18 protein-coding genes are annotated in these 23606 nt (G+C 62.5%); 1 reads left to right on the top strand and 17 read right to left on the bottom strand.

The window, feature by feature from the left end; all coding sequences use genetic code 11:
• Nucleotides 1-78: 78 nt before the first annotated feature.
• On the top strand, nt 79-1527 hold the full coding sequence (locus tag AC1DWA_RS31690) for a hypothetical protein (RefSeq protein ID WP_477847429.1): 1449 nt from the start codon (nt 79-81) through the stop codon (nt 1525-1527).
• A gap of 54 nt (nt 1528-1581) precedes the next feature.
• Here the strand turns inward: AC1DWA_RS31690 and AC1DWA_RS31685 are convergent, their stop codons facing one another.
• The 17 genes from AC1DWA_RS31685 to AC1DWA_RS31605 all read right to left on the bottom strand — a co-directional run.
• Complete coding sequence (locus AC1DWA_RS31685) at nt 1582-2694, bottom strand: NDMA-dependent alcohol dehydrogenase (protein WP_019744235.1); 1113 nt, start codon at nt 2692-2694, stop codon at nt 1582-1584.
• A gap of 48 nt (nt 2695-2742) precedes the next feature.
• Entirely contained in the window at nt 2743-4242 is a 1500-nt protein-coding gene (locus AC1DWA_RS31680; protein WP_019744236.1) for an aldehyde dehydrogenase family protein, read from the bottom strand.
• A 108-nt stretch (nt 4243-4350) separates the two neighbouring features.
• A complete protein-coding gene (locus tag AC1DWA_RS31675; protein WP_029254896.1) occupies nt 4351-6018 on the bottom strand; it encodes a sigma-54-dependent Fis family transcriptional regulator in 1668 nt (555 codons plus the stop codon).
• Nucleotides 6019-6022: 4 nt separating this feature from the next.
• Entirely contained in the window at nt 6023-7660 is a 1638-nt protein-coding gene (locus AC1DWA_RS31670) for an AMP-binding protein (RefSeq protein ID WP_283384639.1), read from the bottom strand.
• Nucleotides 7661-7867: 207 nt separating this feature from the next.
• Complete coding sequence (locus tag AC1DWA_RS31665; RefSeq protein ID WP_019744239.1) at nt 7868-9238, bottom strand: MFS transporter; 1371 nt, start codon at nt 9236-9238, stop codon at nt 7868-7870.
• Nucleotides 9239-9371: 133 nt separating this feature from the next.
• Nucleotides 9372-9911, bottom strand: coding sequence for a hypothetical protein (locus tag AC1DWA_RS31660; protein WP_019744240.1), 540 nt, complete (start codon nt 9909-9911; stop codon nt 9372-9374).
• A 142-nt stretch (nt 9912-10053) separates the two neighbouring features.
• Nucleotides 10054-11352 carry an HAD-IB family phosphatase gene (locus AC1DWA_RS31655; protein WP_477847424.1) on the bottom strand — a complete coding sequence of 433 codons (1299 nt, stop codon included), beginning with the start codon at nt 11350-11352 and terminating at the stop codon, nt 10054-10056.
• An 82-nt stretch (nt 11353-11434) separates the two neighbouring features.
• Nucleotides 11435-12208 (bottom strand): ethanolamine ammonia-lyase subunit EutC, encoded by a 774-nt coding sequence (gene eutC / locus AC1DWA_RS31650; protein WP_020969011.1) that lies wholly within the window; start codon nt 12206-12208, stop codon nt 11435-11437.
• Entirely contained in the window at nt 12205-13629 is a 1425-nt protein-coding gene (locus AC1DWA_RS31645; protein ID WP_097387623.1) for an ethanolamine ammonia-lyase subunit EutB, read from the bottom strand. The genes eutC and AC1DWA_RS31645 overlap by 4 nt, the downstream gene beginning before the upstream one ends.
• Nucleotides 13626-15098 (bottom strand): ethanolamine permease, encoded by a 1473-nt coding sequence (eat, locus tag AC1DWA_RS31640; protein ID WP_003941913.1) that lies wholly within the window; start codon nt 15096-15098, stop codon nt 13626-13628. Before eat ends, AC1DWA_RS31645 begins: the two co-directional genes overlap by 4 nt.
• Nucleotides 15099-15263: 165 nt before the next feature.
• A complete protein-coding gene (locus tag AC1DWA_RS31635; protein ID WP_019744244.1) occupies nt 15264-15824 on the bottom strand; it encodes a DUF779 domain-containing protein in 561 nt (186 codons plus the stop codon).
• 91 nt (nt 15825-15915) lie between these two features.
• Nucleotides 15916-17439: an aldehyde dehydrogenase gene (gene adh, locus AC1DWA_RS31630; RefSeq protein WP_007730158.1), complete on the bottom strand. Its 1524-nt coding sequence runs from the start codon at nt 17437-17439 to the stop codon at nt 15916-15918.
• 142 nt (nt 17440-17581) lie between these two features.
• Nucleotides 17582-18895 (bottom strand): sigma-54-dependent transcriptional regulator family protein, encoded by a 1314-nt coding sequence (locus tag AC1DWA_RS31625; RefSeq protein ID WP_019744245.1) that lies wholly within the window; start codon nt 18893-18895, stop codon nt 17582-17584.
• Between the two features lie 105 nt (nt 18896-19000).
• Nucleotides 19001-20482 (bottom strand): mycofactocin dehydrogenase MftG, encoded by a 1482-nt coding sequence (gene mftG, locus AC1DWA_RS31620; RefSeq protein WP_477847420.1) that lies wholly within the window; start codon nt 20480-20482, stop codon nt 19001-19003.
• Nucleotides 20479-21876 (bottom strand): mycofactocin biosynthesis glycosyltransferase MftF, encoded by a 1398-nt coding sequence (gene mftF / locus AC1DWA_RS31615; protein ID WP_020906864.1) that lies wholly within the window; start codon nt 21874-21876, stop codon nt 20479-20481. The genes mftG and mftF overlap by 4 nt, the downstream gene beginning before the upstream one ends.
• Nucleotides 21877-21973: 97 nt before the next feature.
• Nucleotides 21974-22666, bottom strand: a complete 693-nt coding sequence (gene mftE / locus AC1DWA_RS31610; protein ID WP_019744248.1) for a mycofactocin biosynthesis peptidyl-dipeptidase MftE — start codon at nt 22664-22666, stop codon at nt 21974-21976.
• A gap of 100 nt (nt 22667-22766) precedes the next feature.
• On the bottom strand, nt 22767-23606 hold an 840-nt coding region (locus AC1DWA_RS31605), incomplete at its 5' end, for an HNH endonuclease signature motif containing protein (protein ID WP_477917495.1).

Genomic DNA, 23606 nt, shown 5'->3' with positions numbered 1-23606 from the left:
AGACCGCTCGGTACCGTGGACACGACACGGGCAGGCGCCTCACCAGAGCAGACGTCGCGTAGTACGAAAGGCAATCCCATGAATCACGGCCAGGCCGTCGATCGCGATCTCCTCCTTGCAGGCCAACAGCGACTCGACGCGCGGGGGCCACGATTGACGGGATCACCTTCACACCACGCGGTGGTGGAGGAAGTCGCGAACGAACTGACCGAACTGGGCCTCGAAGTCCGGCGTGATTCACACACTTTCGAACGCTGGGATCTACCGGCAACGTCTGACGGACTTCGCATCGAATTGCCCACGGGGCCGATCAAGGTTTCGTCCGCATTCCCCTACTCGGGATTGACCGGACCACAGGGAATCTCCGCTCCCCTGGTCTACGTCAGCGCGCGACGCCCCAAATGGTCCGCGGCCAAGGGCGCGATCGCGGTGATCGAGGTCCCGCACATCGATCTTCCCCGCAAGCTACTGGTCAGCGAGTGGGGTCCGATCGCCACCGACGAGACTCTTCGAAATCCGGTTCTCTCCGCAACCCTTCTTGGCCCGAAACTCGACAAGGCCCGCAAGGCCGGAGTGCTCGGCGTGATCGCGGTGTGGCGTGACATCGCTCCGGACAACGCGCTGGGACAATATCTTCCGTTCACGCAGCCGTACCACGACATCCCCGCCGTCTGGGTGGCCGGCGACGAGGGCAAGAAGGTTGTCGCTGCAGCCCGTTCCGGTCAGCGGGCGACTCTGGTTCTGGATGCAACTCTGCATCCGGACACCCGGACCGACACGGTGTGGGCGGTATCCCCGGGGACATCACCGGAAGAGACGATTCTGCTCATCACTCACAGCGACGGAACCAACGGCGTCGAGGAGAACGGGCATCTGGGAATGTTGGCCTTGGCGCGGCACGCCGTCGCGCAGCCGCATCGACGGTCGTACGTTTTTGTGCTGACGACCGGCCACCTTCGCATTCCAGCGGTGTCCAAGCACGGACAGGCAACGTCCACCTGGCTCGAAGCACACCCCGAGATGTGGAAGGGCGAAGACGGTCAGGCGCGCGCAGTAGCGGGGATCGCAATCGAACATCTCGGCGCACTGGGTGATACCGAGAACACCTCGATCGGCAGCTATTCGTTGGAGACCACTCCGGAACCGGAACTGCTCTACGCGACGAGTCGGGAAGTACACGACATCGTTGCACCGCTGTGGCGCGACATCGGGGCAGGCGATCGCCGAATCGTGGCGCCAGGACCGGTCATTCATTTCGGCGAGGGTGAACCACTGTTCGAGCGGAAGATCCCGGCAGTCGCCTTGGTGACGGCGCCGCAGTACCTGCTCGCTCTGCGCGACGCCGACACAGTCACGCACGTCGATCTCGACGCGATGGTCAAACAGGTCGAAAGTTTTCGCGATCTGCTCGACGCCTTCGACGCAACCGACACCGCGGCTTTCGGTCCGGTGGTCTCGCGCTCGGTGTTCGCGAAGTTCTCGGCGCTACTTCAGTTGATGCAGATTTTGTCGAAAGCCAAGAAATAGTACTGTGCGCCTTTATTAACCGCCGGCGGTTAATAAAGGCGCACAGCAGTTGTCCTACTTGTCGTGAATGATCACGCCACGGATGTTCTTGCCATCACGCAGATCCTGGTAGCCCTGGTTGACGTCTTCGAGGCTGTAGGTGTTGGTGATCAGTTCGTCGAGCTTGAGCTGACCCGCATCGTAGAGACGAAGCAGTCGCACGATGTCGTACTGCGGGTTCATGGATCCGAACAATGTGCCCTTGATCGTCTTCTGGTTCAGCGTCAGATCGGTTCCCGACACGTGCACGGTCAACTTGGCCGGATCGGCGAGACCCGTGATCACCACGGTGCCGCCCTTGCCGATCACTGCTGTCGCTGCACTGACCACGTCCTCGTCGACGGTGCCGACAAGGATGAGCGCCGCGTCGGCGCCCTGTCCCCACGTCAGCTCGTTGACCTTGGCAGCAGCGCTCTCGGCGTCTGCAAAGGCATGGGTTGCACCGAACTTCAGTGCGGTCTCACGCTTGAGAGCAACCGGGTCGACCACCACGACATACTTGCAGCCGGCCGAAACGGCGCCCTGGACGGCATTGATGCCGAGGCCACCGATGCCGTAGATCACCGCGGTGTCGCCGGCGCGAAGGTTACCGGCGTTGACTGCCGTTCCCCATCCCGAAGGCACGCCGCAGCCGACGACCACTGCTGTCTCCAAGGGAAGCCAGTCGTCGATCTTGACCACCGAGTGCTGAGAAATGGTGGCGCGCTCGGAGAACGTTCCGAGCATGCACATTCCGCCGAAATCCATTCCATTGCCGTGGAAACGGAAGGAACCGTCCGTCATCGAACCTTCGAGGATGGTGGCACCCATGTCACAAAGGTTCTGGCGACCGGTCGAGCAGTAGCGACAGGTGCCGCAGTTGGGGATGAAGCTACACACGACGTGGTCGCCCGGCTTGACCTTCGTGACGCCGGGTCCGACCTCTTCGATGATGCCCGAGCCTTCGTGTCCGCCGACAATCGGGTAACGCGGCGGGAGATCACCGTCGGTCAGATGCAGATCCGAATGGCACAGTCCGGCAGCGGTGTACTTGATCAGTACCTCACCCACCCCGGGGCCGTCGAGGTCGAGTTCCATGATCTCGAAAGGCTTTCCGGGCTCGAGCAGTACAGCAGCTTTGGTCTTCACTGGTGATCTCCTTGATTGTCGGACGAGAGAATGAGCGATGGGGGTCGGTCAGAGGGCGATGTTGACGGCCTTGGTCTGGGTGTAGAGATCGATAGCCGAAGCGCCGAGCTCGCGGCCCCAACCGGACTGCTTGTATCCGCCGAAAGGCATTGCGGTGTCGAAGCCGTTGTACTGGTTGATCCACACCGAGCCAGCCTTGAGACGCTTGGCCGTGCGGTGGGCCTTGGAAATGTCACGGGTCCAGATGCCGGCGGCAAGTCCGTAGATGGAATCGTTTGCGGCAGTGATGGGTCCGTCGTCTGCGTTGAACGGCAGCGCTGCCACGACGGGTCCGAAGATCTCCTCCTGAACGATGGAGAATTCGGGCTTGACGTCGACGAAGACAGTCGGCTCGACGAAGTAGCCCTGATCGCCCCAGCGGTTACCGCCGGTGAGTGCACGTGCGCCGTCGGCGATCCCCTCACGGAGGTAACCGGTGACCTTGTCGAACTGCTCCTGCGAGACCAGCGGTCCGAGCTGGGTGGTGGGATCGAGGCCGGGTCCGATCTTGACCTGGCTCGCTGCGTGCGCGACGGCCTCGGTGAACTTCTCGAAGATGGTGTCCTCGACGTACAGACGGGTACCCGCAACGCAGCACTGGCCGTGGTTGAACAGCCAGGCGTTGAGTGAACCCTCCACAGCGGAATCGAAATCCGCGTCGGCGAATACGATGTTGGGGCTCTTGCCACCGAGCTCGAGCGTAACCTTCTTCAGGTTGCCCTTGGCGGCGTCGACGATCTTCTTACCCACCTCGGTGGAACCGGTGAACGCGACCTTGTCCACGTCGTCGTGGCCGGACAGTGCAGCACCTGCATCGCCGAAGCCGGGAACGATGTTGACGACGCCGGGCGGGAATCCGGCTTCTTCGAAGACCTCCGCGAGAAGCAGTGCGGTGAGCGGGGTCTGCTCAGCGGGCTTGAGGATCACCGTGTTGCCGGCGGCGAGCGCGGGGGCGAGCTTCCACGACGACATCAGCAGCGGGAAGTTCCACGGCACGATCAGTCCACAGACGCCGATTGCCTCACGCAGGGTGTAGGCGTGGAACTCGCCGCCCGGAGAGAAGGGCATCGACACGTTGACGGTGCTGCCTTCGATCTTGGTGGCCCAACCCGCGTAGTAGCGGAAAACGTCTGCGGCCCAAGCCACGTCGACGGCGGTGGCGATGGCAACGGACTTGCCGTTGTCGAGAGCTTCGAGCTGACCGAATTCCTCGGCACGAGCACTGAGAATGTCGCCGACGCGCCAGATCATCCGCTCGCGCTCGTTTGCCTTCATCCGAGACCAGGGGCCGTCCTCGAAAGCCGTTCGGGCGGCGCGTACCGCGCGGTCGATGTCTTCGGCCTGGCCGTGTGCCACGTCTGCGAGCTTCTGTCCGTCAGCCGGGTTGTACGTCGCGAAGGTCTGACCCGAAGCGGCGTCGACGAATTCGCCGCCGATGTAGAGCTTCTTCGGTCCGTTCAGGAAACCCTGTACCGCGGAACTGATGGTGTGTTCGGCTACTGCCGTCATCGGAAACTCCCCTGAAGTAGTGAGGTGCGAATGTGATGCACGCCATACTTCCGCGCTTCCGGGGGTGCTAACTGTCCGAACTTTGTACAACTCAATTCGGACAGCAAACTACACAGTGATGTCGAGCGCCCGCATCCGTGTGTAGAGAGTGCTTCGGCTGATTCCGAGTTGCGCCGACGCGTGAACCTTGTTGCCGCCGCAGTCTTTCAACGCTCCGATGATCGCCTGGCGCTCGGCCTTCTCCCGCCCTGCCAACCGCGACACCTTGGCCGTGGTGCGATAGTCCTCGGGCAGATCGACGACGTCGATGCGAGTGCTCGAGCGTTCGCCGGAGGCGCGATGGAGCACGACGCGCAATTCGGCCAGATTGCCCGGCCAACTGGCCGCCGCGAGCGCTTCGGCAGCGCTGGCAGTCAACCTCAATTCGGGCGAGATCCCCTCCAACATCGCCTGAGCCAACTCGGCGATCTCGGCTTGTCGTTCTCGCAGCGGGTTGATGGCAATCCTGGAGGCACAACGCGAGATGAGTGACACGATGGCTGGCGGCAAATCCGCGACCGCGCCGCTGGTCAACACAATCCTCGGCCCCTCGGCGCTGGCATCGACCAGGTCTGCAACCAGTGGCAACACCGAATCGGGAAGGAGCTGCACCTGTTCGATCACGACCACGCCCGAACGCTTACGGGCTGCTCGCACAAGATCGGTGATCCACTGCTCACGGCCGTCGAACGCGATTCGCGTGGCATCGTGCCACCTGGCGTCGACGCTCCCGACCACGTCCGATGCTGCCGAAGTTCGACCGGAACCCGCTTCACCAGAGATGGCAACTGCGGACGACGAGGCTCGCGCTCGCATGAGGTCTCGGCGCAGTCGTTCCCCCGGAGATGGTGCCCGCTCGTGGGTTCTGCGGATGGGCGCCCGTTCCCGCTGGAGTGGTTCGACCAGGAAGAGTGCACCGCCGTCGGCCCCGGAAATCCGGTCGGCTTGAACTCGCGCCAGCGCACCGGACGCCAATTCGACTGTCACAAGCCTCGATTGATCAGGATTGAGATCGGCGATCAAGGACCGGAGTGATACGTGGTCGGCGGTGTCGAGCAGATCCAAGGCCGTTCGGTTGCTCAGCAGGATGTCGTCGCCGATGGCCGCGACGGCAATGTGGCGCTGATGTGACACTCGCTGGAATGCGTCGACCAGCCGCTGCTCCGACGCCTTGGAGCCTTCGAGCAGTCGTTTCTCGATATCCGCTGCAGCACGCGCAAGGAAGGGCGCGAACAGCGGGTTGGCCTGCGAGACAACGCCGGTCATGTCGAGAATACCCTCCACGCGACGTGTGACGGGATGCAAGATCGGCTGGCCGTAGCAGCTCAATCCCTTGAGGCTGTCGAGGAAATGCTCGTCCCCGTGGATCACCACGCTTCGACCTACCTCGAGCGGAGTACCGAGTGCATTGGTACCGGCGTGCTCTTCACCGAAGCGTGAACCGTTGACGACGCCCAACCGCTCGATTGTCCGCTCGACGCGGCTGTCGGAGTACACCGAAGCGACCACGCGGCATTCTCGATCAGCAAGCAGCACACAGAAACCGGTGCCCGCGATCTGTTGCGACACCTCGTCGAGCACGGGCGCGGCCGCCCGGAGCAGACGAGATTCGCCGTCCTGCTCCTCGGTGTCCACGGCGATTGCCGACGACGGATCGAGGCCACTCAGTCGAGAACGCTTCCAGGAGAGCGCGATCTCGGGGCGTACCGGCTCACGCTCCCCTGGGTTCGCAGACATATGCTCAGGCCTGACCGATCAATTCGATCGCCTGTTCTCGCATCGCGATCTTGCGGACCTTGCCCGTGACTGTCATCGGGAACTCGTCCACGACATGGACGTACCGCGGAATCTTGTAGTGCGCGAGCTTGCCGGTGCAGAAGGCACGGACCGAATCGGCGTCCAGATCGTCTGCACCTTCGCGCATCTGGACCCACACCATCAATTCCTCGCCGTACTTGGCGTCCGGTACACCGATGACCTGCGCGTCGAGAATGTCGGGATGGGTGTAAAGGAACTCCTCGATCTCACGCGGATATACGTTCTCACCACCGCGGATGACCATGTCCTTGATGCGTCCCGTGATAGCGACGTATCCGGCCTCGTCCATGACTCCGATGTCTCCGGTGTGCATCCACCGGGCAGCGTCGATCGCCTCGGCGGTCTTCTCCGGGTTCTCCCAGTAGCCGAGCATGACCGAGTAACCACGCGTGCACAGTTCGCCCGGCTCGCCGCGCGGCACCGTCAGTCCGGTTGCCGGATCTACGATCTTGATCTCGAGGTGCGGCCCCACCCGACCGACGGTTTCGGTGCGCTGCTCGATCGAATCGTCAGAGCGGGTCTGCAGCGACACCGGTGACGTCTCGGTCATGCCATAGCAGATGGACACCTCTGCCATGCCCATGCGATCGATGACCTGCTTCATCACCTCGACCGGGCAGGGCGAACCCGCCATGATGCCGGTGCGAAGGGACGACAGATCGAAGCTGTCGAAGTCCGGCAACGCCAATTCGGCAATGAACATCGTCGGAACGCCGTAGAGGGACGTGCACTTTTCGGCCTGGACGGCTTCGAGCGAGGCGCGCGGATCGAATGCCGGGCCCGGAATGACCATGGCAGCACCGTGACTGGTGCACGCAAGGTTGCCCATCACCATGCCGAAGCAGTGATAGAACGGCACCGGGATGCACACCCGATCGACCTCGCTGTAGTGGCACAACTCGCCGACGAAGTAGCCGTTGTTGAGAATGTTGTGGTGGCTGAGCGTCGCGCCCTTCGGGAAACCGGTAGTGCCCGAGGTGTATTGGATGTTGATCGCGTCGTCGGCCGATAACGCGGCTTGGGCAGCTGCGAGCGGAGCCGGATCGCTTGCCTGGGCCGCCAACCCGTCCGCCAGCACGCCGTCCCACTCGGGTGAACCGAGCAGGAGCACCGACGTCAGATCCGGGCACTGCGGCCGCACCGTCTCGATCATCGACGCGTAGTCCGAGGTCTTGAAGCTGGCCGCAGACACCAGCATCGAGATTCCGGCCTGCTCGAGCACGTACTGCAACTCGTGCGAGCGGTAGGCCGGATTGATGTTGACCAGGATCGCGCCGATCTTTGCCGTCGCGTACTGCGTGAACGTCCATTCCGGACAGTTGGGAGCCCAGATCCCCACCCGATCGCCCTTCCCCACGCCACGGGAAAGTAGTCCGGCAGCGAGCCCGTTCACCTGCTCGGCGAACTCCCGGTACGTCCATCGTCGACCGCTGGCATGGTCGATCAACGCATCGCGGTCACCGTGTGCGGCAACCGTGCGATCGAGGTTGTCTCCGATGGTGTCGCCCAGCATCGGACCGTCCCATACTCCGGACGTATAGCTGGGCAGCGGCGTACTCATGTGTTCTGTCCTCTCCGGTTACCTGTTCAGGCACCTATGAGAGGGGCCGCCGCAGCGGACCCTCTCATCTACGAATTTACTCGATTCGGTGTGATGCACGACATACTTCCCGGTGCGGGGTGTCCGTAACTGTTCGAAGTCCGGACACCCCACCCGCCTGCTGTGCGCCTTTATTAACCGCCGGCGGTTAATAAAGGCGCACAGTGTTTACAGGGCGTGGTCCTTGGTCTCGACGAGCGCCCAGGTGCAGACCAGACTCACCACGCCGAGGATTGCCAACATGATTCCGATGGCCATACTCCCGTAGGCCGAGGCCAGCGGTGCGGCGATCAGCGGCGGCACTGCGCCGCCGAGCACTCCGGCGAGGTTGTAGCCGAGGCCGGCACCGGTGTAGCGGTAGCGGGTCTGGAACATTTCCGGAAGCAGCGCACCACAGGGGCCGTACGCGATTCCGAAGATCATCAGCGTGCCGAACATTCCGAGGATGAACGCGATCGGTGTTCCGGTGTCCAGGAGCGGGAACAGAATGAGCGCCCACACCACAGCCAGACCACAAGAGATCATGATGACCTTGCGACGCCCGATGCGGTCCGAGTACAAGGCGGAGACGATGATCGCCGCACCGAAGACGAAGGCGGACGCGATACCGACCGACAGGACGAACGGGCGGGAGAAGCCGAGGGTCTTGGTTCCGTAGCTCGTGAGGAACGCCGTGCCCATGTAGAAGAACGCGAACAGGCAAGCGAGGGCGCCGGCCGAGAGCAGGATTTCCTTGGTCTGGAACCGCCAGGCATCCAGGAACGGGAGGGTGCGAGGTGCTTCGTTCTTCTGCTCTGCAACGCGCTCTGCCTGCTCCGCCTTGAAGACCGGGGTCTCCTCGATGGCGAGTCGCATGTAGAGGCCGATGCCGACCAACACGATGGAGAACAAGAACGGGATACGCCAGCCGTAGTCGAGGAAGGCTTGGTTGGTATCGCCGAGAACAGCGCCGGTGATGAGGAAGGTACTGCTCGAGAGCACGAAGGCGATTGCGGGGCCGAGCTGCGGGAACATCGCATACAGACCACGTTTGCCCGGTGGGGCGTATTCCGCGGTGAGCAGAGTTGCGCCTGCCCATTCACCACCGACCGCGAAGCCTTGGCCGAATCGCAAGAGCACCAGGATGATCGGAGCCGCAACACCGATAGTTGCCGCACCGGGCAGCAAGCCGATCAGGAGCGTCGAGATACCCATGAGCAGGAGCGTCGAGATCAGAGTCTTCTTGCGACCGATGCGATCACCGAAGTGTCCGAACAGCATTGCGCCGACGGGCCGGGCGATGAATGCGACTGCGAAGGTCGCAAACGATGCGACGGTTCCCGCGGTGGCACCGAGCGCGGGGAAGAATACCGTCGGAAAGACAAGTGCCGCAGCAGTTCCGTAGATGAAGAAGTCGTAGAACTCGATGGTCGTGCCGATGCAGCTCGCGATCGCGACGCGCCGCACACTGGTGGTCTGCGGGGGTTGTGTCGCGCCTGCGGCACTCGCACCCCCGGCGCCGGCGGCGCTGTTGCCGCCTGTGGGAGAGACTGTGGTCACTCGATTCCTCCGTGGTCCCGTGGTGTCGCCCTGTGGGCATCACCGTCGATAGGAGGAAAGGTAGTGATGTGGCTCACCCCCGCACTACAATCGGACGGCCCACGCTGAACTGCGTCAGGTCCAGCGCTACGAATCAAGCCTTTCCGGCAGCCCCGAAAAGCTCCTGACGGATCTCTCCCCACACCGTGGCATAGGAGTCGATGATCGGTTCTGAAATCCACTTGGACTCCCCCGCTTGAACTTTAGCGAGAGCATCCGAGAAGAGATCCTGGTAGCGGGACAACCGCGGAACGAATGCCGACAAATCGTCGAACAGGTTTGCAGCCCGGCGGTCCAGCTCGGCAAGGGAATTCGCGTCTGCGTCGTCGATAAGTGCAACGAACTCCTCGTCCAGCGGAACGAAAGCCTCGTACACCTCGCCGATGGAGTCCTCGTCGATCGAGACCCGCTCAGCGTCCAACTGATCTTCGAGTTCCGCGAGGCCTTTCTCGGTCAGGCTGATGGCACCTTCTGCTTCGGCCGCTTTTCCCTGCGCGACAAGTGCGTCGTACGCAGCTTGACCGGACGCTGCGCTGACGCCCAAGTGCTCGGCCAGTACAACCGCTCCGACCCGCTCCTTGAGACGCACTGCTTGGAGCAGTGCCAACTCGTCCACATTGCCAGCGAAGGCCATCGATTTCTCCTACTCACGTGCCGCCTCTGCGGCTCCAGCATCACAGCGGACACCCGTGGGTTTCCGCAGCCCGACAAAGGGCTCGAAAGAATCAGATCACACGCCGATCGATCGTTGTGAAGTCACCGCAGCAAGCCGACTGTCACGCGACGGAATCGACCTGATCGGGGATCACGCTGCCGTCCGCACGAGTTACGGCGCCTTTGGCCCCGGCCGCGTCGGTGTAGGCATCGGTCGAGCAGCGATAGGGAGCATCCGCCTGTGCTTTCGGTTCGATGAACATGGGGTTGACCAGCCATTTTCCGTCACTGTTGTCGTAGGCATTGCACATCAGTTCGGGATTGTTGCGGTTGATCACCAGGCGCGCACCGGTCGCATCTCCGAGGAACGTCACGTCGGTGACAGAATCACCGGCAGCAAACACCTGACGCCGATCGGCAGGCAACTGCTCGAACGCCGTAGGCCCTTGGACCCCGTAGACAACCTCGTTGACCTGACACCGCTTCCCATCGATGTACGGAATGACCGAGTCGTCACCGTCCGCAACCCCACCACATCCCCGCAGGCGCCCCGTCAGAACGCCGCCCTCGACGATCGGCCGAACTCCCATCACGTGATCGGCATCCAATCCCAGCTGCTCCGACCAGACTCGAACGACCGGTTCGGCCGACGCGGAGATGATCCGCACGTCGAATCCATGAGCGCCGAGGGCTTTCACCAAATCTTCGATTTGCGCGTAGTAACGCACCGAGCCGTCGACTTCCGTGGTACCGACGGTCTGATCGGATCCTTCTGCAGCAGCGAGATTCTCAGCACGCGCTGCGCGGGCGTACTCGGTGATCTCGTCCTCGGTGTGCCCTGCCATCAACTGCACCGCCCACGCGTATGCAGCCTTGGTCCGGCGGTGATCGTAGCCGTCGAATGCAACCTGTCCGTCGCGAGTTTTCTCCTCGAGTACCGCAACGATCTCGTCAGCGCAGTCCAAGTCGGTACTGGTTACCAAGGGTTGACCCGCGGCGGTCTCCGAGCCACACGCGGCGGAAAGTGCGGCAGCGCCGGCTGGAGTCATGAAGCGACTGGTGGTTGCCCAGTCCGCTCCCACGGGCTGTAACACCTTGTTGTTCTTGATCATCCAGAATGCAGTGGCGCTTCCGATGTCGTTCTTGACAACTGTGTTGTCCCAGTCGAAGAGCGCCAACGGAGCGCCGTCATCGACATCACCTGCAGCTCCACACGTTCCGAACTCCGTCATCATGGCATCCAACCTCACACGGTTGTCGCCGTACCACGCCAGACTGGGATCCAACACCGCGCAGGATGAACCACTCTGCGCCGCATCCTCTTTCGTGGCACTCTCGGCCGAACTACATGCAGTTGCACTCAACAGGACACTACCTACGGCCAACGCACACAGGGCGCGGGCATGCAGCGAACGGAACATCGATTCCCTCATTTTCGTCGTGATTCGGGTACGACGGCATACCCGAGTGTCGATCGACCCGGGTATGCCGTGCAGCTGTCAACTAGTCGAGCGTCAGCACTTCTCCCGACGCAACGGCGTCGGCGCGAGAGGTGTCCTTGAGGTCGACGCCGGAGCGGCCCAATTGGCGCGCTCCCGTCACCAACCCAAGGACGACACGAGCAGCCTGCTCGTATCCGAGGCCCTCGGGTGGGTGGACATTGGAAATGCAGTTTCGATCCGCGTCGGTACGACCGACGCGCGGAAGGTGAGTCAGATAGATCCCGACGCTGTCCGCAACGGAGAGCCCTGGACGTTCGCCGATCAGGACGATGGCCGTCTGCACTCCCATCGCGGCGGCGATGTGATCACCCAGTGCCACACGGGCATTCGTGGCGATCACCGGCGGCGCAATCGAGTACTGCTCCCCCAACACCGTGACCAACGCGGACAGTAGTTGCTCGCCGTGGTCCATCAGTGCTCGCGGGGAGAGTCCGTCGGCGAGGATGAACCCGATTTCCTTGTCGGAGCTCTTGATCGCGCTCAGGTCCGCGGGTTGTCGCCCCAGGTCGGGTCTCCGTAGATACTCGCTGCGGGTGGAGACGCTGCTCGCGACCACCACCGGTGCCCCGATACCCACCCCGTCGACCCGACTGGCGAGAGTCTCGGAATCGAGTGGCTCGTGCACTGCGTCGCGGGCTGCGGCGTGTGCTGCCTTGAATTCGAGAACCCGCTTGGTGGGCAACGAATCTCCGGCACGCCCCAGCCCGATACGCGATTGTGTGGTCTTGCGCAGTGGACCCCAGAAATCGAGGATCGGCGCCTGATCTTCGGTCATGAGTTCACCGTCAAAGCCCGCAGCGGCGACATTTCGGCGTCGATCGGAAGAACCCGACCGTTTGCGTCGGTCATCCCCAAGTTGTGGAGCCAGGTCTCGAACTCCGGGGCGGGCTGCAAACCGAGGACCTTACGCACGTACAACGCGTCGTGGAACGCCAGACTTTGATAGCCGAGCATCACGTCGTCGGCGCCGGGCACCGCGATCACGAACGCCGCGCCGGCGACGCCCAGCAAGGTGAGGAGGTTGTCCATGTCGTCTTGATCGGCTTCGGCGTGGTTGGTGTAGCAGACGTCCACTCCCATCGGCAGCCCGAGGAGTTTTCCGCAGAAGTGATCCTCCAAGCCCGCGCGAATGATCTGCTTGCCGTCGTAGAGGTACTCGGGACCGATGAAACCGACCACCGTGTTGACCAGCAGCGGCTCGAGATCTCGGGCCACGGCGTATGCCCTGGTCTCGAGTGTCTGCTGATCGACCGGGACTCCACCGGTGCCGTAGTGGGCACCTGAACTGAGGGCGGACCCCTGCCCTGTCTCGAGGTACATGACGTTGTTGCCGACCGTTCCGCGGTTCAAGGAGCGTCCGGCCTCGTTACCCTCGCGCAGTAGCGGAATGTTCACTCCGAAACCGGAATTGGCGCCTTCGGTACCGGCAATCGATTGGAAGACAAGATCGACCGGCACCCCCGATTCGATCAGTCCGATCGTGGTGGTCACGTGAGAGAGCACGCACGACTGAGTCGGGATCTCGAATCGCTGACGGATGTCGTCGAGCAGGTGGAGCAGATCCGAGGTGGCCTGGGGTGAATCCGTCGCGGGGTTGATGCCGATGACGGCGTCGCCACATCCCATCAGGAGACCGTCCAATGTGGCCGCCGCAATGCCGCGTGGATCGTCCGTCGGGTGGTTTGGCTGGAGTCGGGTGCTCAGCCGTCCAGGCAGTCCGATGGTGGTGCGAAACCCCGCGGTGACCGTGATGGCCTTGGCGACGGCGATCAGGTCCTGATTGCGCATGATCTTGCTGACCGCGGCAACCATCTCGGGGGTCAGACCGGGACTCACGGCAGACAAGCGTGCTGAAGCTTCCGGCGCCGACGCAGTCTCGAGCAGCCAGTCCCGTAATCCGCCAACAGTCAGGTGGGCCACTGGCGCAAATGCGAGGCGATCGTGGCTGTCGATGATGAGCCGGGTCACCTCGTCGTCCTCGTACGGAACCAACAGGTCTTCGAGGAACACCGTCAACGGAAGATCAGCCAGAACCCATTGGGCAGCAGCGCGTTCGGCATCGGAGCTTGCCGCGCAACCGGCGAGTTCGTCACCCGACCGCAGTGGTGTCGCTTTTGCCATCAGATCGACGAGACCGTCGAACGAGTAGTTGGTTCCGGATACCTGCTGGTGATACTTGGCCATCCCGCGACTCATCCCAATTCTTCTTCCGCCTGTGCAAGTACAGCAAACTCCTCGTCCGGCGAGTTGGCAACAAGGTGGTGGCGACTGTAGAGACCGAAGTACGCCATCAGAACGCCGAAGGCGACCAAGGTGAGCAGTGCCGCAACGGGATCGACCAGGAAGGTGGCCACCACCGACACTGCCGCGATCACGAGCGCAAACGAGGTGGTGGCGATACCGCCGGGCGTGCGGTACGGGCGCGGCATGTTCGGCTCACGCTTACGAAGAACGATGTGACTCACCATCATCAGGACGTAGCTGACTGCCGCGCCGAACACCGCCATGTTGAGCAACATGGCACCTTCACCGGTGAGTGAGAGCGCGAAGCCGATGATTCCGGGAACGACGAGCGCGAGAGTGGGGGCCTTGCGCTTGTTGGTCACCGACAGGTTCTTCGGCAGGTAGCCGGCGCGGGAGAGCGCAAACGTCTGGCGTGAGTACGCGTACATGATCGAGAAGAAGCTCGCGACCAGACCGGCAAGTCCGATGTAGTTGACGGCCTTTGCCGCTCCGCTGTCCCCCAGAGCCTCGACGAGCGGATTTCCGGAGGTGGACAGGGCGTCGGCGCCGAGCGCGCCGGTGGCGAGGAAGAGAACCGTTGCGCCTGTGACGATCAGGATCAACATGCTGATGATGATGCCGCGGGGGACGTTCTTCTCCGGTTCACGCGCTTCCTCGGCGGCCAGCGGCACACCTTCGACGGCAAGGAAGAACCAGATCGCGAAGGGCACGGCGGCCCAGATTCCGAGCAGACCGAATGGCAGGAACGACGACGATCCGACTGCGCTGGTGTCGACGGCGATATCGGTGAGGTTGGACGAATCAAAAAGGCCGACAGCCGAAACCGCGAACACGACCAGGCCGACGAGTGCAATGGCGGTGATGATGAACATCGCCTTGAGTGCCTCACCGGCGCCGGTGAGGTGAATGCCGATGAAGATCGCGTACACCGCGAGGTACACCCACCACCCGTCGGTGATCCCGAACAGGTTCAGGGACTCGACGTACGCACCGATGAAGGTCGCGATCGCTGCGGGTGCTATCGAGTACTCGATGAGAATTGCTGTGCCGGTTGCAAATCCGCCCCAGGGCCCCATGGCCCGTCTGGCAAACGTGTATCCACCACCAGCGGCAGGAAGTGCCGACGACATCTCGGCCATACCGAGCACCATCGCCAGGTACATCCCCGCGATGACGACGGCCGCGATGAGAAGGCCACCGAAACCACCTTCGGCCAGACCGTTGTTCCAGCCGGCATAGTCACCGGAAATCACATAGCTGACACCCAACCCCGCAAGCAGCACCCACCCTGCTGTTCCCTTTCGGAGTGTTCGTTTCTCCAGATACGAATTGTCTTCCGCATGGAAGTCTGCGCCGTCGTGGTGTGCACCCGCGGCACCGGCGTTTTTGCCGGTTGCGTGGTCGGAAAGAGACATGTCCATCCTCTGAATCGGTCAAGAATGAGACGACGCACGGTGGATGCGTCGCGTGAAATGAACGGTATGTGGGCGATGTACGGAGAAGGTCGCCTGGAGATGACCGTGCTGTTAACTGGCTGTCATGTGAGCGGCCCCGAGTCTGTTCAGATCTTCTTCAGGCGGCCGTTCTCACGATCGGGCGGCCGCGCCTGGCACCGGGCAGGCATCGACGGCCTCGGCGACGACCTGGGGAACTGTCGGGGGCGATGGACGCACGCCCGCTTCCCAATCAGCGCCTACGAGAATGCTCGACGCGCCGAGTGCTTCGTTTTCGTCCGGTGTGAATGCCCTTGCTCGACTGAGGAATCTGAATCCTTCAGGAGACTCCAGGCTGAATCCGCTGCCGCGGCCGGGCACGACGTCCAGCACCAACTGGGTGTGCTTCCAGGCTTCGAACTGTGATCCGGAAATCCAGACCTGTACAGCGTCGGTTCCGGTGGGAAGGTCTTCGGGAATCTCTCCGACAGCAAGTCGGAGATCGACGATTCCGAGTAGTACGTCACGGTCCCCGACGATGAATTCGCCTGAGGGATAACACATCGGGGCCGAGCCGTCGCAGCATCCGCCGGATTGATGCATCATCAGTTCGCCGTGAGTCCCGCTGAGGCGGCGTAGCAGGTCAGCCGCCCCAGCGGTGGTCACCAACCGGGGTGGAACGGCGCCGGTATCGGGTGTGTCCGTGGCGCTCATTCCAACCTCCGTGTGTTTGTGCAGGTTTCGCGTGTTGCAGTCTTGCGCACCGGCACCCGCAGCGAGGGGCTCACGGGTGCCGGTGGGTCGATCAGAAGAAGCCCTGAGCCTTCTGGGCGTAGCTGACCAGGAGGTTCTTGGTCTGCTGGTAGTGCGAGAGCATCATCAGGTGGTTCTCGCGGCCGATGCCGGACTGCTTGTATCCACCGAAAGCGGCGTGTGCCGGGTACTGGTGGTACGTGTTGGTCCAGACGCGACCGGCCTGGATGTCGCGGCCTGCGCGGTACGCGACTCCGCCGTCGCGGGACCAGACACCGGCGCCCAAACCGTAGAGCGTGTCGTTGGCGATTTCGATGGCCTCGTCGTAGTCCTTGAACGAGGTGACCGAGACGACGGGTCCGAAGATCTCTTCCTGGAAGATGCGCATCTTGTTATTGCCGGTGAACACCGTCGGCTGGACGTAGTAGCCGCCGGACAGGTCTCCGCCGAGTTCGGCCCGCTCACCACCGGTGATGACCTTGGCGCCTTCGGCCTTGCCGATCTCGATGTACGAGAGGATCTTCTCGAGCTGATCGTTGCTGGCCTGGGCACCGATCATGGTGTCGGTGTCGAGCGGATCCCCTTGGCGCACAGCCTTGGTGCGAATGGCGGCCATCGCGAGGAACTCGTCGAAGATGTCTTCCTGGATCAGCGAACGTGACGGGCAGGTGCAGACCTCGCCCTGGTTGAGGGCGAACATCGTGAAGCCCTCGAGTGCCTTGTCCTGGTAGTCGTCATTGGAGGCGAGGACGTCGGAGAAGAAGATGTTGGGGCTCTTGCCACCGAGTTCGAGGGTCACGGGGATGAGGTTCTGCGACGCGTACTGCATGATCAGGCGACCTGTGGTGGTTTCACCGGTGAACGCGATCTTCTTGATACGCGGGCTCGACGCGAGCGGCTTTCCGGCCTCGACGCCGAAGCCGTTGACGATGTTGAGCACACCGGCAGGCAGCAGGTCACCGATGATGCCGATGAGGTGCAGGATCGAGACGGGTGTCTGCTCGGCAGGCTTGAGCACGATGGCATTGCCGGCAGCAAGGGCGGGAGCGAGCTTCCACACGGCCATGAGGATCGGGAAGTTCCACGGAATGATCTGGCCGACTACGCCGAGCGGCTCGTGGAAGTGGTACGCCACGGTGTCGGAGTTGATCTCCGAAAGCGAACCTTCCTGTGCGCGAATAGCTCCCGCGAAGTAACGGAAGTGATCGATGGCGAGCGGAATGTCGGCGTTGAGGGTCTCGCGGATCGGCTTGCCGTTGTCCCACGACTCGGCGAGTGCGATGGATTCGAGGTTCTCCTCCATACGATCAGCGATCTTGTTCAAGATGATCGCGCGCTCGGCGACCGAGGTCTTGCCCCAGGCCGGAGCTGCTGCGTGCGCTGCGTCGAGAGCGAGCTCGATGTCTTCTGCGGTGGAACGAGCCACATCACAAAAATTCTGTCCGGTCACCGGTGTCGGGTTCTCGAAGTACTGACCCTTGACCGGAGCAACCCATTCGTTGCCGATCCAGTTGTCGTATCGAGACTGGAAGGACATGATCGCGTCGGCGGTACCTGGGCGGGCGTACACGGTCATTGCAAGCTCCTATGTAAACGTGATCTTCCTGGGCGCACCCACCAAATCGGTGACTGCAATCCCACCCCCGGTGGGGTGTGATTCACAACACTAGGAGTTGCAACGTTGCAAGTACGTTGCGTGCGAGAAACGCAGATGATTCTCAGATGCCCAATTGGCGGTCGAGGAGATCAATTCTTGCCTGGACCTGCGAATACAGCGGAGATTGAGGATCCAACGTGGACAGGTAGGCCTCCCACACGACGGAGTCTTCGCGCCCGTGTACGGACGTGGTCCACCGGGCCAGAAGGTTGGCGTCACCTCCACGCAGCAGAGCCGCCTGAACCCTGGTGCGTAGTTCTTCCCGCACCTCTTCGATTCCCGGGGAGGCCGAGCCTGCCAGTACCGGGCCCGAATACAGTTTCATCGCCGTCGCTGCGTCTCCGCGATCCAACGCCGCCCGCACGTCGCCGACGTCTGTCGTGAACTCCGTGATGATCCGATAAGGACGCGAAGCCAGCCGGTCGGCACCGAAAACCTTACGAAGCCGCGACATTTCCGCGCGAATGGTCACTGCGTCGAGCTCCCCCTCGTCGAGCAGGACCGCAAGGTGGTCGGAGCTCAGACCCTCCGGATGTTCGGAGAGCAGAAGGAGAATCTCGGCGTGACGCTGCGAAATCGGGATGCGGTCACCGCCGCGAACCAGCGTCGGCCGTCCGGCACCGAATGTTTCGAGGCGCGGAGCCGTCGCGCTGAGCGGGATAGGCGAGTTCAAGAGGTGGAATCGCAATTCCGATTCGGCGGCCGCAACAGTTGCACGGATCAGCGACAGCACTTCGGGAACTGCGACCCTGGGACCACCGGTGATGTCGATGGCACCAAGGATTTGCCCAGTGGTGGGATCGTGGACGGGTGCGGCCGAACAACTCCAGTCGTGCACGGTTCGGTTGAAATGCTCGGATCCGAAAATCTGTACGGAGTGATCGAGAGCAAGCGCCGTTCCCGGCGCATTGGTGCCGACACGATCTTCGCTCCAGTCGGCGCCTTCGACGAAGTTCATGGACAACGCCTTGTCCTTGGCCGAGTTGTCACCCTCGACCCAGAGCAGTCGACCGTGTGCGTCGCTGATCGCGATCAGCAATCCGGTCTCGGCAGCATCTTCCACCAGGAGTTTCCGAATCACCGGACGGATCAGTGACATGGGATGCGCGGACCGATATTTTTCGAGTTCCAACCCTTCGAGCATCTCAGGGTTGCCGACAACATCAGGATTTACTCCCTTGTTGCGGCTCCGCATCCAGGACTCGAGCACGACCGAACGGACATGGGAGTCGTCGGTCAGCCCCTGGCCGGGCACGCCGCGGGCATCGATGAACGACTGATGGGCAGACGAAAGTCGCCGCGCGAGTAACGCGACGTCATCCCCTGGCCTGACCGCCACCCACGGGTTGCCGGACACAGCCTGTTCACGTGCCATATTTTGCGTTCCTCCGCTCCGTGGACCACTGTAACGCCGATCACAGCCCATAGGCGAGAACGACCATTCGGTATGACTGTCGACCTAGCCTGCTGCCCCTCGCGGTCACTCGTCACCGAGCAGGATGGCGCTTGCTCGTTCCGCGACCATCACCGCGGTCGCGTGTGGGCCGCGGGTCGGGATCGTCGGCAGGATTGACGTGTCAACAATACTGAGTCCTTGCGCGCCGATCACACGGCACCGATCATCGACGACTGCGAACGGGTCCGATTCGGCGCCCATCACGCAGCTACCGGACATGTGCAAGGACGTACCGAGGCGAGATTCGATCCACTCGTCGGTGTACTCCACGACGGGGCGATCGATCAACCCGGTCTCGGCGATCGACTCGAGAAGGTTCTCGGCGATCTGCATTCCTTCCCGAATGGCTGCTCGATCGTGCGTCGACGCGACGTAGTTGTATCGAATACGCGGTGCCCCAGCGGGATCCCCCGATGCCAGTTCGATGCTCCCACGACTGCGCGGCGCCATGAGGACCACCCCGACGCCGTGATCCATGCGAGGCACACCGGGAACCAAGTCTGTGAAAGATGCGGTGTACGGGCGGATTTCAAGCTCGGCGAGATTGAGTGCAGTCTCCAGCACCGGTGTCTGCGAGCGAATCGTACGAGGCGTCGAAAAATGGTACGGCAGCAGCACTTCCGGATGGTCGACGAAGTTCTGGCCGACGCCAGGTCGATCGAGAATGACGGAAACTCCTTGCTCTGCAAGTTGTTCCGCCGGTCCAACACCGGAATTCAAGAGAATGTGCGGCGTCGCCACCGCACCCGAACACACGATCACGTGGTCGGCACGAATGCGTCGGACGTTGCCGTCGTCGAGAACGTCGACGCCGATCGCACGGGTTTCCGAGAATACGATGCGAATGACGTTCACTCCGGATTCCACCCGCAAATTCGGGCGGTGCAATGCCGGCATCAGATACCCGATCGCAGTACTGATCCGACGATGATCCGCCACGTTCAGTGGCACTCGGCCGACGCCGAACGAGTCCGGCGCATTCTTGTCGACGTCGTCGGGAAAGCCTGCTCCGAGCGCTGCCGCATGAAACTCACCGCTCAGTGGATGCAGTTGGTCCCACGCTCGACGCTCGACCGGGATCGGACCGGCGGTCCCGTGGAACTCGCCCTCGAAATCACGATCCGTCTCAGACTTCTTGAAGTACGGCAAGACGTCGTCGTATCGCCAAGCACTCGGCCAGTTCTCGAAATCTGCGCGGGTCGCGCGCGTGAAGTACGCACCGTTGACGGCCCCGGACCCACCGAGTGTCCGCCCGCGCGCAATCGTGGACGCCCGACGCGGTGTCAGTTCGACCGGATACGTCCACGTGTATTCGCTCGCAGGTCCGACCGGCAGTCGGTACGGATCACCCAGGACGTCCGGAAGTTCGAGCGCCGAACGATATCCGCTTCCCGATTCGAGGAGCATCACCGTGGCGGATGGATCTTCGCTGAGCCTGGCTGCGACGACGCAGCCACACGTGCCACCACCGACAACCAGGAAGTCTGCGTAGTCGGCTTCTGTCACTTGGTGATTCGAGGTTTCAGCGCCGCCCAGTCGCGAGCGTCGAACGCGCCCCGCCAGAGTCCGGCTCCATACGCGATGTCATCTGCTCGTTTGAAGAAGACGTACCGAACCGGACCCAGCCCGCCTGGCTCACGGTGGCGATACCAGTCCACCAAACCTTCGGTGACGGCCGCAGCGACGGCCAGTCGCCGAATTCGACGGGAAGCGATCACCGCCAGAAGAGTCACCGGCCAGTAGTGACGACACATCGCCGAGGCGAGTTGCCAGAATCCTCCGACAAACCCCTGCGCAGTGAGGATCGCTGCGATCCGGGTGGGCTGACTCAGCCCGTTGAACATCTTTCGCAGGCGATACACCGTGAAGAGCAGAGCGCCCAGCGCACTCGCAAGACCGGAACGGGTCAGTGTTGCGGCGGCGATGCACGCGAAGAGCGTCGAGAACGACATCGCCATCGGCGGAACCGAACCCTCGTGTCTTGCAGCCAACGGCGCCGCGCCCGTGCCGTAGAACGCTCTCCTGGCGAACCACTTGTCGAACTGAACTCGATGATCGTGGGCGACATGCGCAACCGGTTCGTACCTCAGTCGCCAACCCGCAGCCTGCAGTCGCCAGCAGAAATCGACGTCCTCGGCCACTTCGAGACTCTCGTCGAAACCGTTGCATTCGAGTGCCACGTCGCGCCGGACGATCACGGCCGCGCTGGGAACATAGGCGACCGGACTTCCCGACTTCACCGCAGCTTCTTTGCGTCCGAGGTCGAGAGACGATCGCATGTTCTCGTACCGCGCCAGCGCCGTCCCGTACGGATCGAGGGCGACGATGCGGGGCGCAACAAGGGCAACCCCTGGATCACTGAAGTGGCCCAACATCAACTCGAGCCAACCGGCACGCGGTATGACGTCGGAGTCGAGGAAAGCTACGAAACGTGTTTGGGCCGAACGCAATCCCGAGTTTCTCGCTGCCGAGGGTCCGCGGGCGCTCTCGTGCCGCACCACTGTGATGGTTCCGGTGCCCGGGCAGGCGCGACGGGGCTCCACCGGCACTTCCGAACCGTCGTCGACAACGATGACGGTCAGATCCTTGAGGACGGGCAGTAGGCGTTCGACGCCGGCCTGGTTGTCCTTGACCGGAATCACGACGGTGACATCTGCCGCAGACGGTGTCGACATCGGACGAGGATTCGCGACGCCTGAATCGAGAAGGTGACGAGCAACCGCAGCGCTCTGCTGATCGACCACCTCGAGGAAGCCGTCACCGATCATCGCCGCAGCCGTCGGAGCCAGCTTGAGCATCCGTGTCGGAGAGCCGCCGATGAGCACCCGGCCGCCCGAGTACGTGCGCACCTTGGGGTCCAACCGAATGCCGAAGCCGTCGGGGAGTCTTGCTGGTCGCATCAGATGATCGTAAGGGACGTAGCCCGTCGTGCTGCAACTCGTCGCAGCCTCGAAAGCCGTCGCAGGTGGACCGTCCGCCCCCACTCGGTCGTGGTCGTCACCGAAGCCTCCCATCTGGACCAGGCTCCCACCGGGCCAGTCCATCCGTCACGCGTCCTACCAACTCACCGAAGATGTATGCGCCGTCTTCGGCGGTAGCCCCGACTGGATTGCCGAGAACGCCGTTTTGCGACACAGCGACCATACCGCCCGAACGCATTCCTGGCATCAGGTCCGCGATAGGAGACAAATTTCCTGTCTCAGCAAGGCTCATGTGCACCAAATCGGGCGAAAGGTGCAGCAATAGGCTCGTTTCAGTGTGCCCCGCGTGCGCATCGGCACCCGCAACAGCGCACGGCACCCAAGCGGCGTCACGTCCCTCGTATCGAAGAAGTGCCACAGCTTTGGCCAGCGCGGGACCATTTCCGCCGTGGCCGTTGACGAACAGCACCCGCTTCGTCCACCTGAACGCCGACCTTCCGTATTCGACGACGAGGGTTTCCATAGCCTCGGCACCGATCGAAATCGTGCCGGCAAACCCTTCGTGTTCGCCGCTCGCCCCGTATTCGATGGCCGGGGCCACGACGACGTCGGGCAGGGCCTGTGCGACTGCTCTCGCGATCCGAGTGTCGGTATCGAGAGGCAGGTGCGGTCCGTGTTGTTCGAAAGAACCGACCGGGACCACGACGGTGAGCGCAGTGCCTTCGAGCGCAGGACTCGGGATGGCAGCAAGGTCACGCGGAGAACTCATCCCCCGATCGTATTGGTGCCGGCCCCTCCCACCGCAACACAGCATGCGGATACACCGGGGCATGGTTGTGCCCCGGTGTATCAGTTTTCGGTTGTGGCGGTCACGCCGCTGTCGGTGGGCTGTTCCCACCGATCGGATGCTGATACGGATCAACCGACATCGGCGGGTAGAACACCGTCTTCCGATCCTGGCCGATCTCCACCCGCCACTCCGTGTGGTGCAGTGTCCGATGATGGTGACCGCACAACAAGATCAGGTTGTCGAGATCTGTTGGGCCGCCATCGTTCCAGTGAACAATATGGTGAGCATCGCACCACCCCGACGGCGTCCCGCACCCCGGAAACGCGCACCCGCCATCACGCACCGCAAGAGCCCGTCGCTGCGGCACCGTCGCCGTTCTCGCTTCCTTGCCGCAGTCGAGCGGAACACCATTCTCATCCAACAAGATTCGGGTGACGGTGCAGTCGCAGGCGAGCATCCGTGCGGTGTCGATACTGATGGGGCCTACCCAATCGGTCCACGCGAATCCGAGTTCCTCGGTGGACGGCAACAGGTCTTTCAGAACTTTAAGGTCGGTCATGTCTTTCGCGGACGCGGTGACCGTGATGTGTGGTTTCACTCCGCCTTCGATTGGACCCAGCCCCGCTCGCTCGTACCGGCGCAGTAGTTCGCAAAACCCGTCCGCCCGTCGTAATGCCGGCGTGCGGGTGTCCTTGACGCCGTCCTTCTCCGGTGTCGGCGCCGACAGGCTCGACAACAACGTGATCAGACGGGCCCCGTTCACAGCATCCAAGTCGCCCTTCACCGTCACTCTGCCGTACAGGCCTTTCGAGGCGTAGAACTCGTTGCGCTCCGAATCTTCCCCGACCGGAACACCGTCCTCACGTTTGCCGTACTGCTTCTCGATTCGGCGGATCGCTGCCCGCACCGCATCACAATC

It is taken from the genome of Rhodococcus sp. P4_F3_2 (assembly GCF_056401335.1).
Note: the sequence above shows the minus strand (reverse complement) of the source record. Positions and strands in the feature narration are given on the sequence as shown.

What these genes read in the sequence shown, in the direction of transcription:
- mftF (WP_020906864.1), bottom strand. Translation starts at nt 21,876, where the DNA reads ATGCGACCAGCAAGACTCCCCGACGGCTTCGGCATTCGGTTGGACCCC.
- AC1DWA_RS31690 (WP_477847429.1), top strand. Translation starts at nt 79, where the DNA reads ATGAATCACGGCCAGGCCGTCGATCGCGATCTCCTCCTTGCAGGCCAA.
- AC1DWA_RS31675 (WP_029254896.1), bottom strand. Translation starts at nt 6,018, where the DNA reads ATGTCTGCGAACCCAGGGGAGCGTGAGCCGGTACGCCCCGAGATCGCG.
- AC1DWA_RS31635 (WP_019744244.1), bottom strand. Translation starts at nt 15,824, where the DNA reads ATGAGCGCCACGGACACACCCGATACCGGCGCCGTTCCACCCCGGTTG.
- AC1DWA_RS31660 (WP_019744240.1), bottom strand. Translation starts at nt 9,911, where the DNA reads ATGGCCTTCGCTGGCAATGTGGACGAGTTGGCACTGCTCCAAGCAGTG.
- AC1DWA_RS31670 (WP_283384639.1), bottom strand. Translation starts at nt 7,660, where the DNA reads ATGAGTACGCCGCTGCCCAGCTATACGTCCGGAGTATGGGACGGTCCG.
- eutC (WP_020969011.1), bottom strand. Translation starts at nt 12,208, where the DNA reads ATGACCGAAGATCAGGCGCCGATCCTCGATTTCTGGGGTCCACTGCGC.
- AC1DWA_RS31655 (WP_477847424.1), bottom strand. Translation starts at nt 11,352, where the DNA reads ATGTTCCGTTCGCTGCATGCCCGCGCCCTGTGTGCGTTGGCCGTAGGT.
- AC1DWA_RS31680 (WP_019744236.1), bottom strand. Translation starts at nt 4,242, where the DNA reads ATGACGGCAGTAGCCGAACACACCATCAGTTCCGCGGTACAGGGTTTC.
- AC1DWA_RS31625 (WP_019744245.1), bottom strand. Translation starts at nt 18,895, where the DNA reads ATGGCACGTGAACAGGCTGTGTCCGGCAACCCGTGGGTGGCGGTCAGG.
- eat (WP_003941913.1), bottom strand. Translation starts at nt 15,098, where the DNA reads ATGGACATGTCTCTTTCCGACCACGCAACCGGCAAAAACGCCGGTGCC.
- AC1DWA_RS31645 (WP_097387623.1), bottom strand. Translation starts at nt 13,629, where the DNA reads ATGAGTCGCGGGATGGCCAAGTATCACCAGCAGGTATCCGGAACCAAC.
- mftE (WP_019744248.1), bottom strand. Translation starts at nt 22,666, where the DNA reads ATGAGTTCTCCGCGTGACCTTGCTGCCATCCCGAGTCCTGCGCTCGAA.
- adh (WP_007730158.1), bottom strand. Translation starts at nt 17,439, where the DNA reads ATGACCGTGTACGCCCGCCCAGGTACCGCCGACGCGATCATGTCCTTC.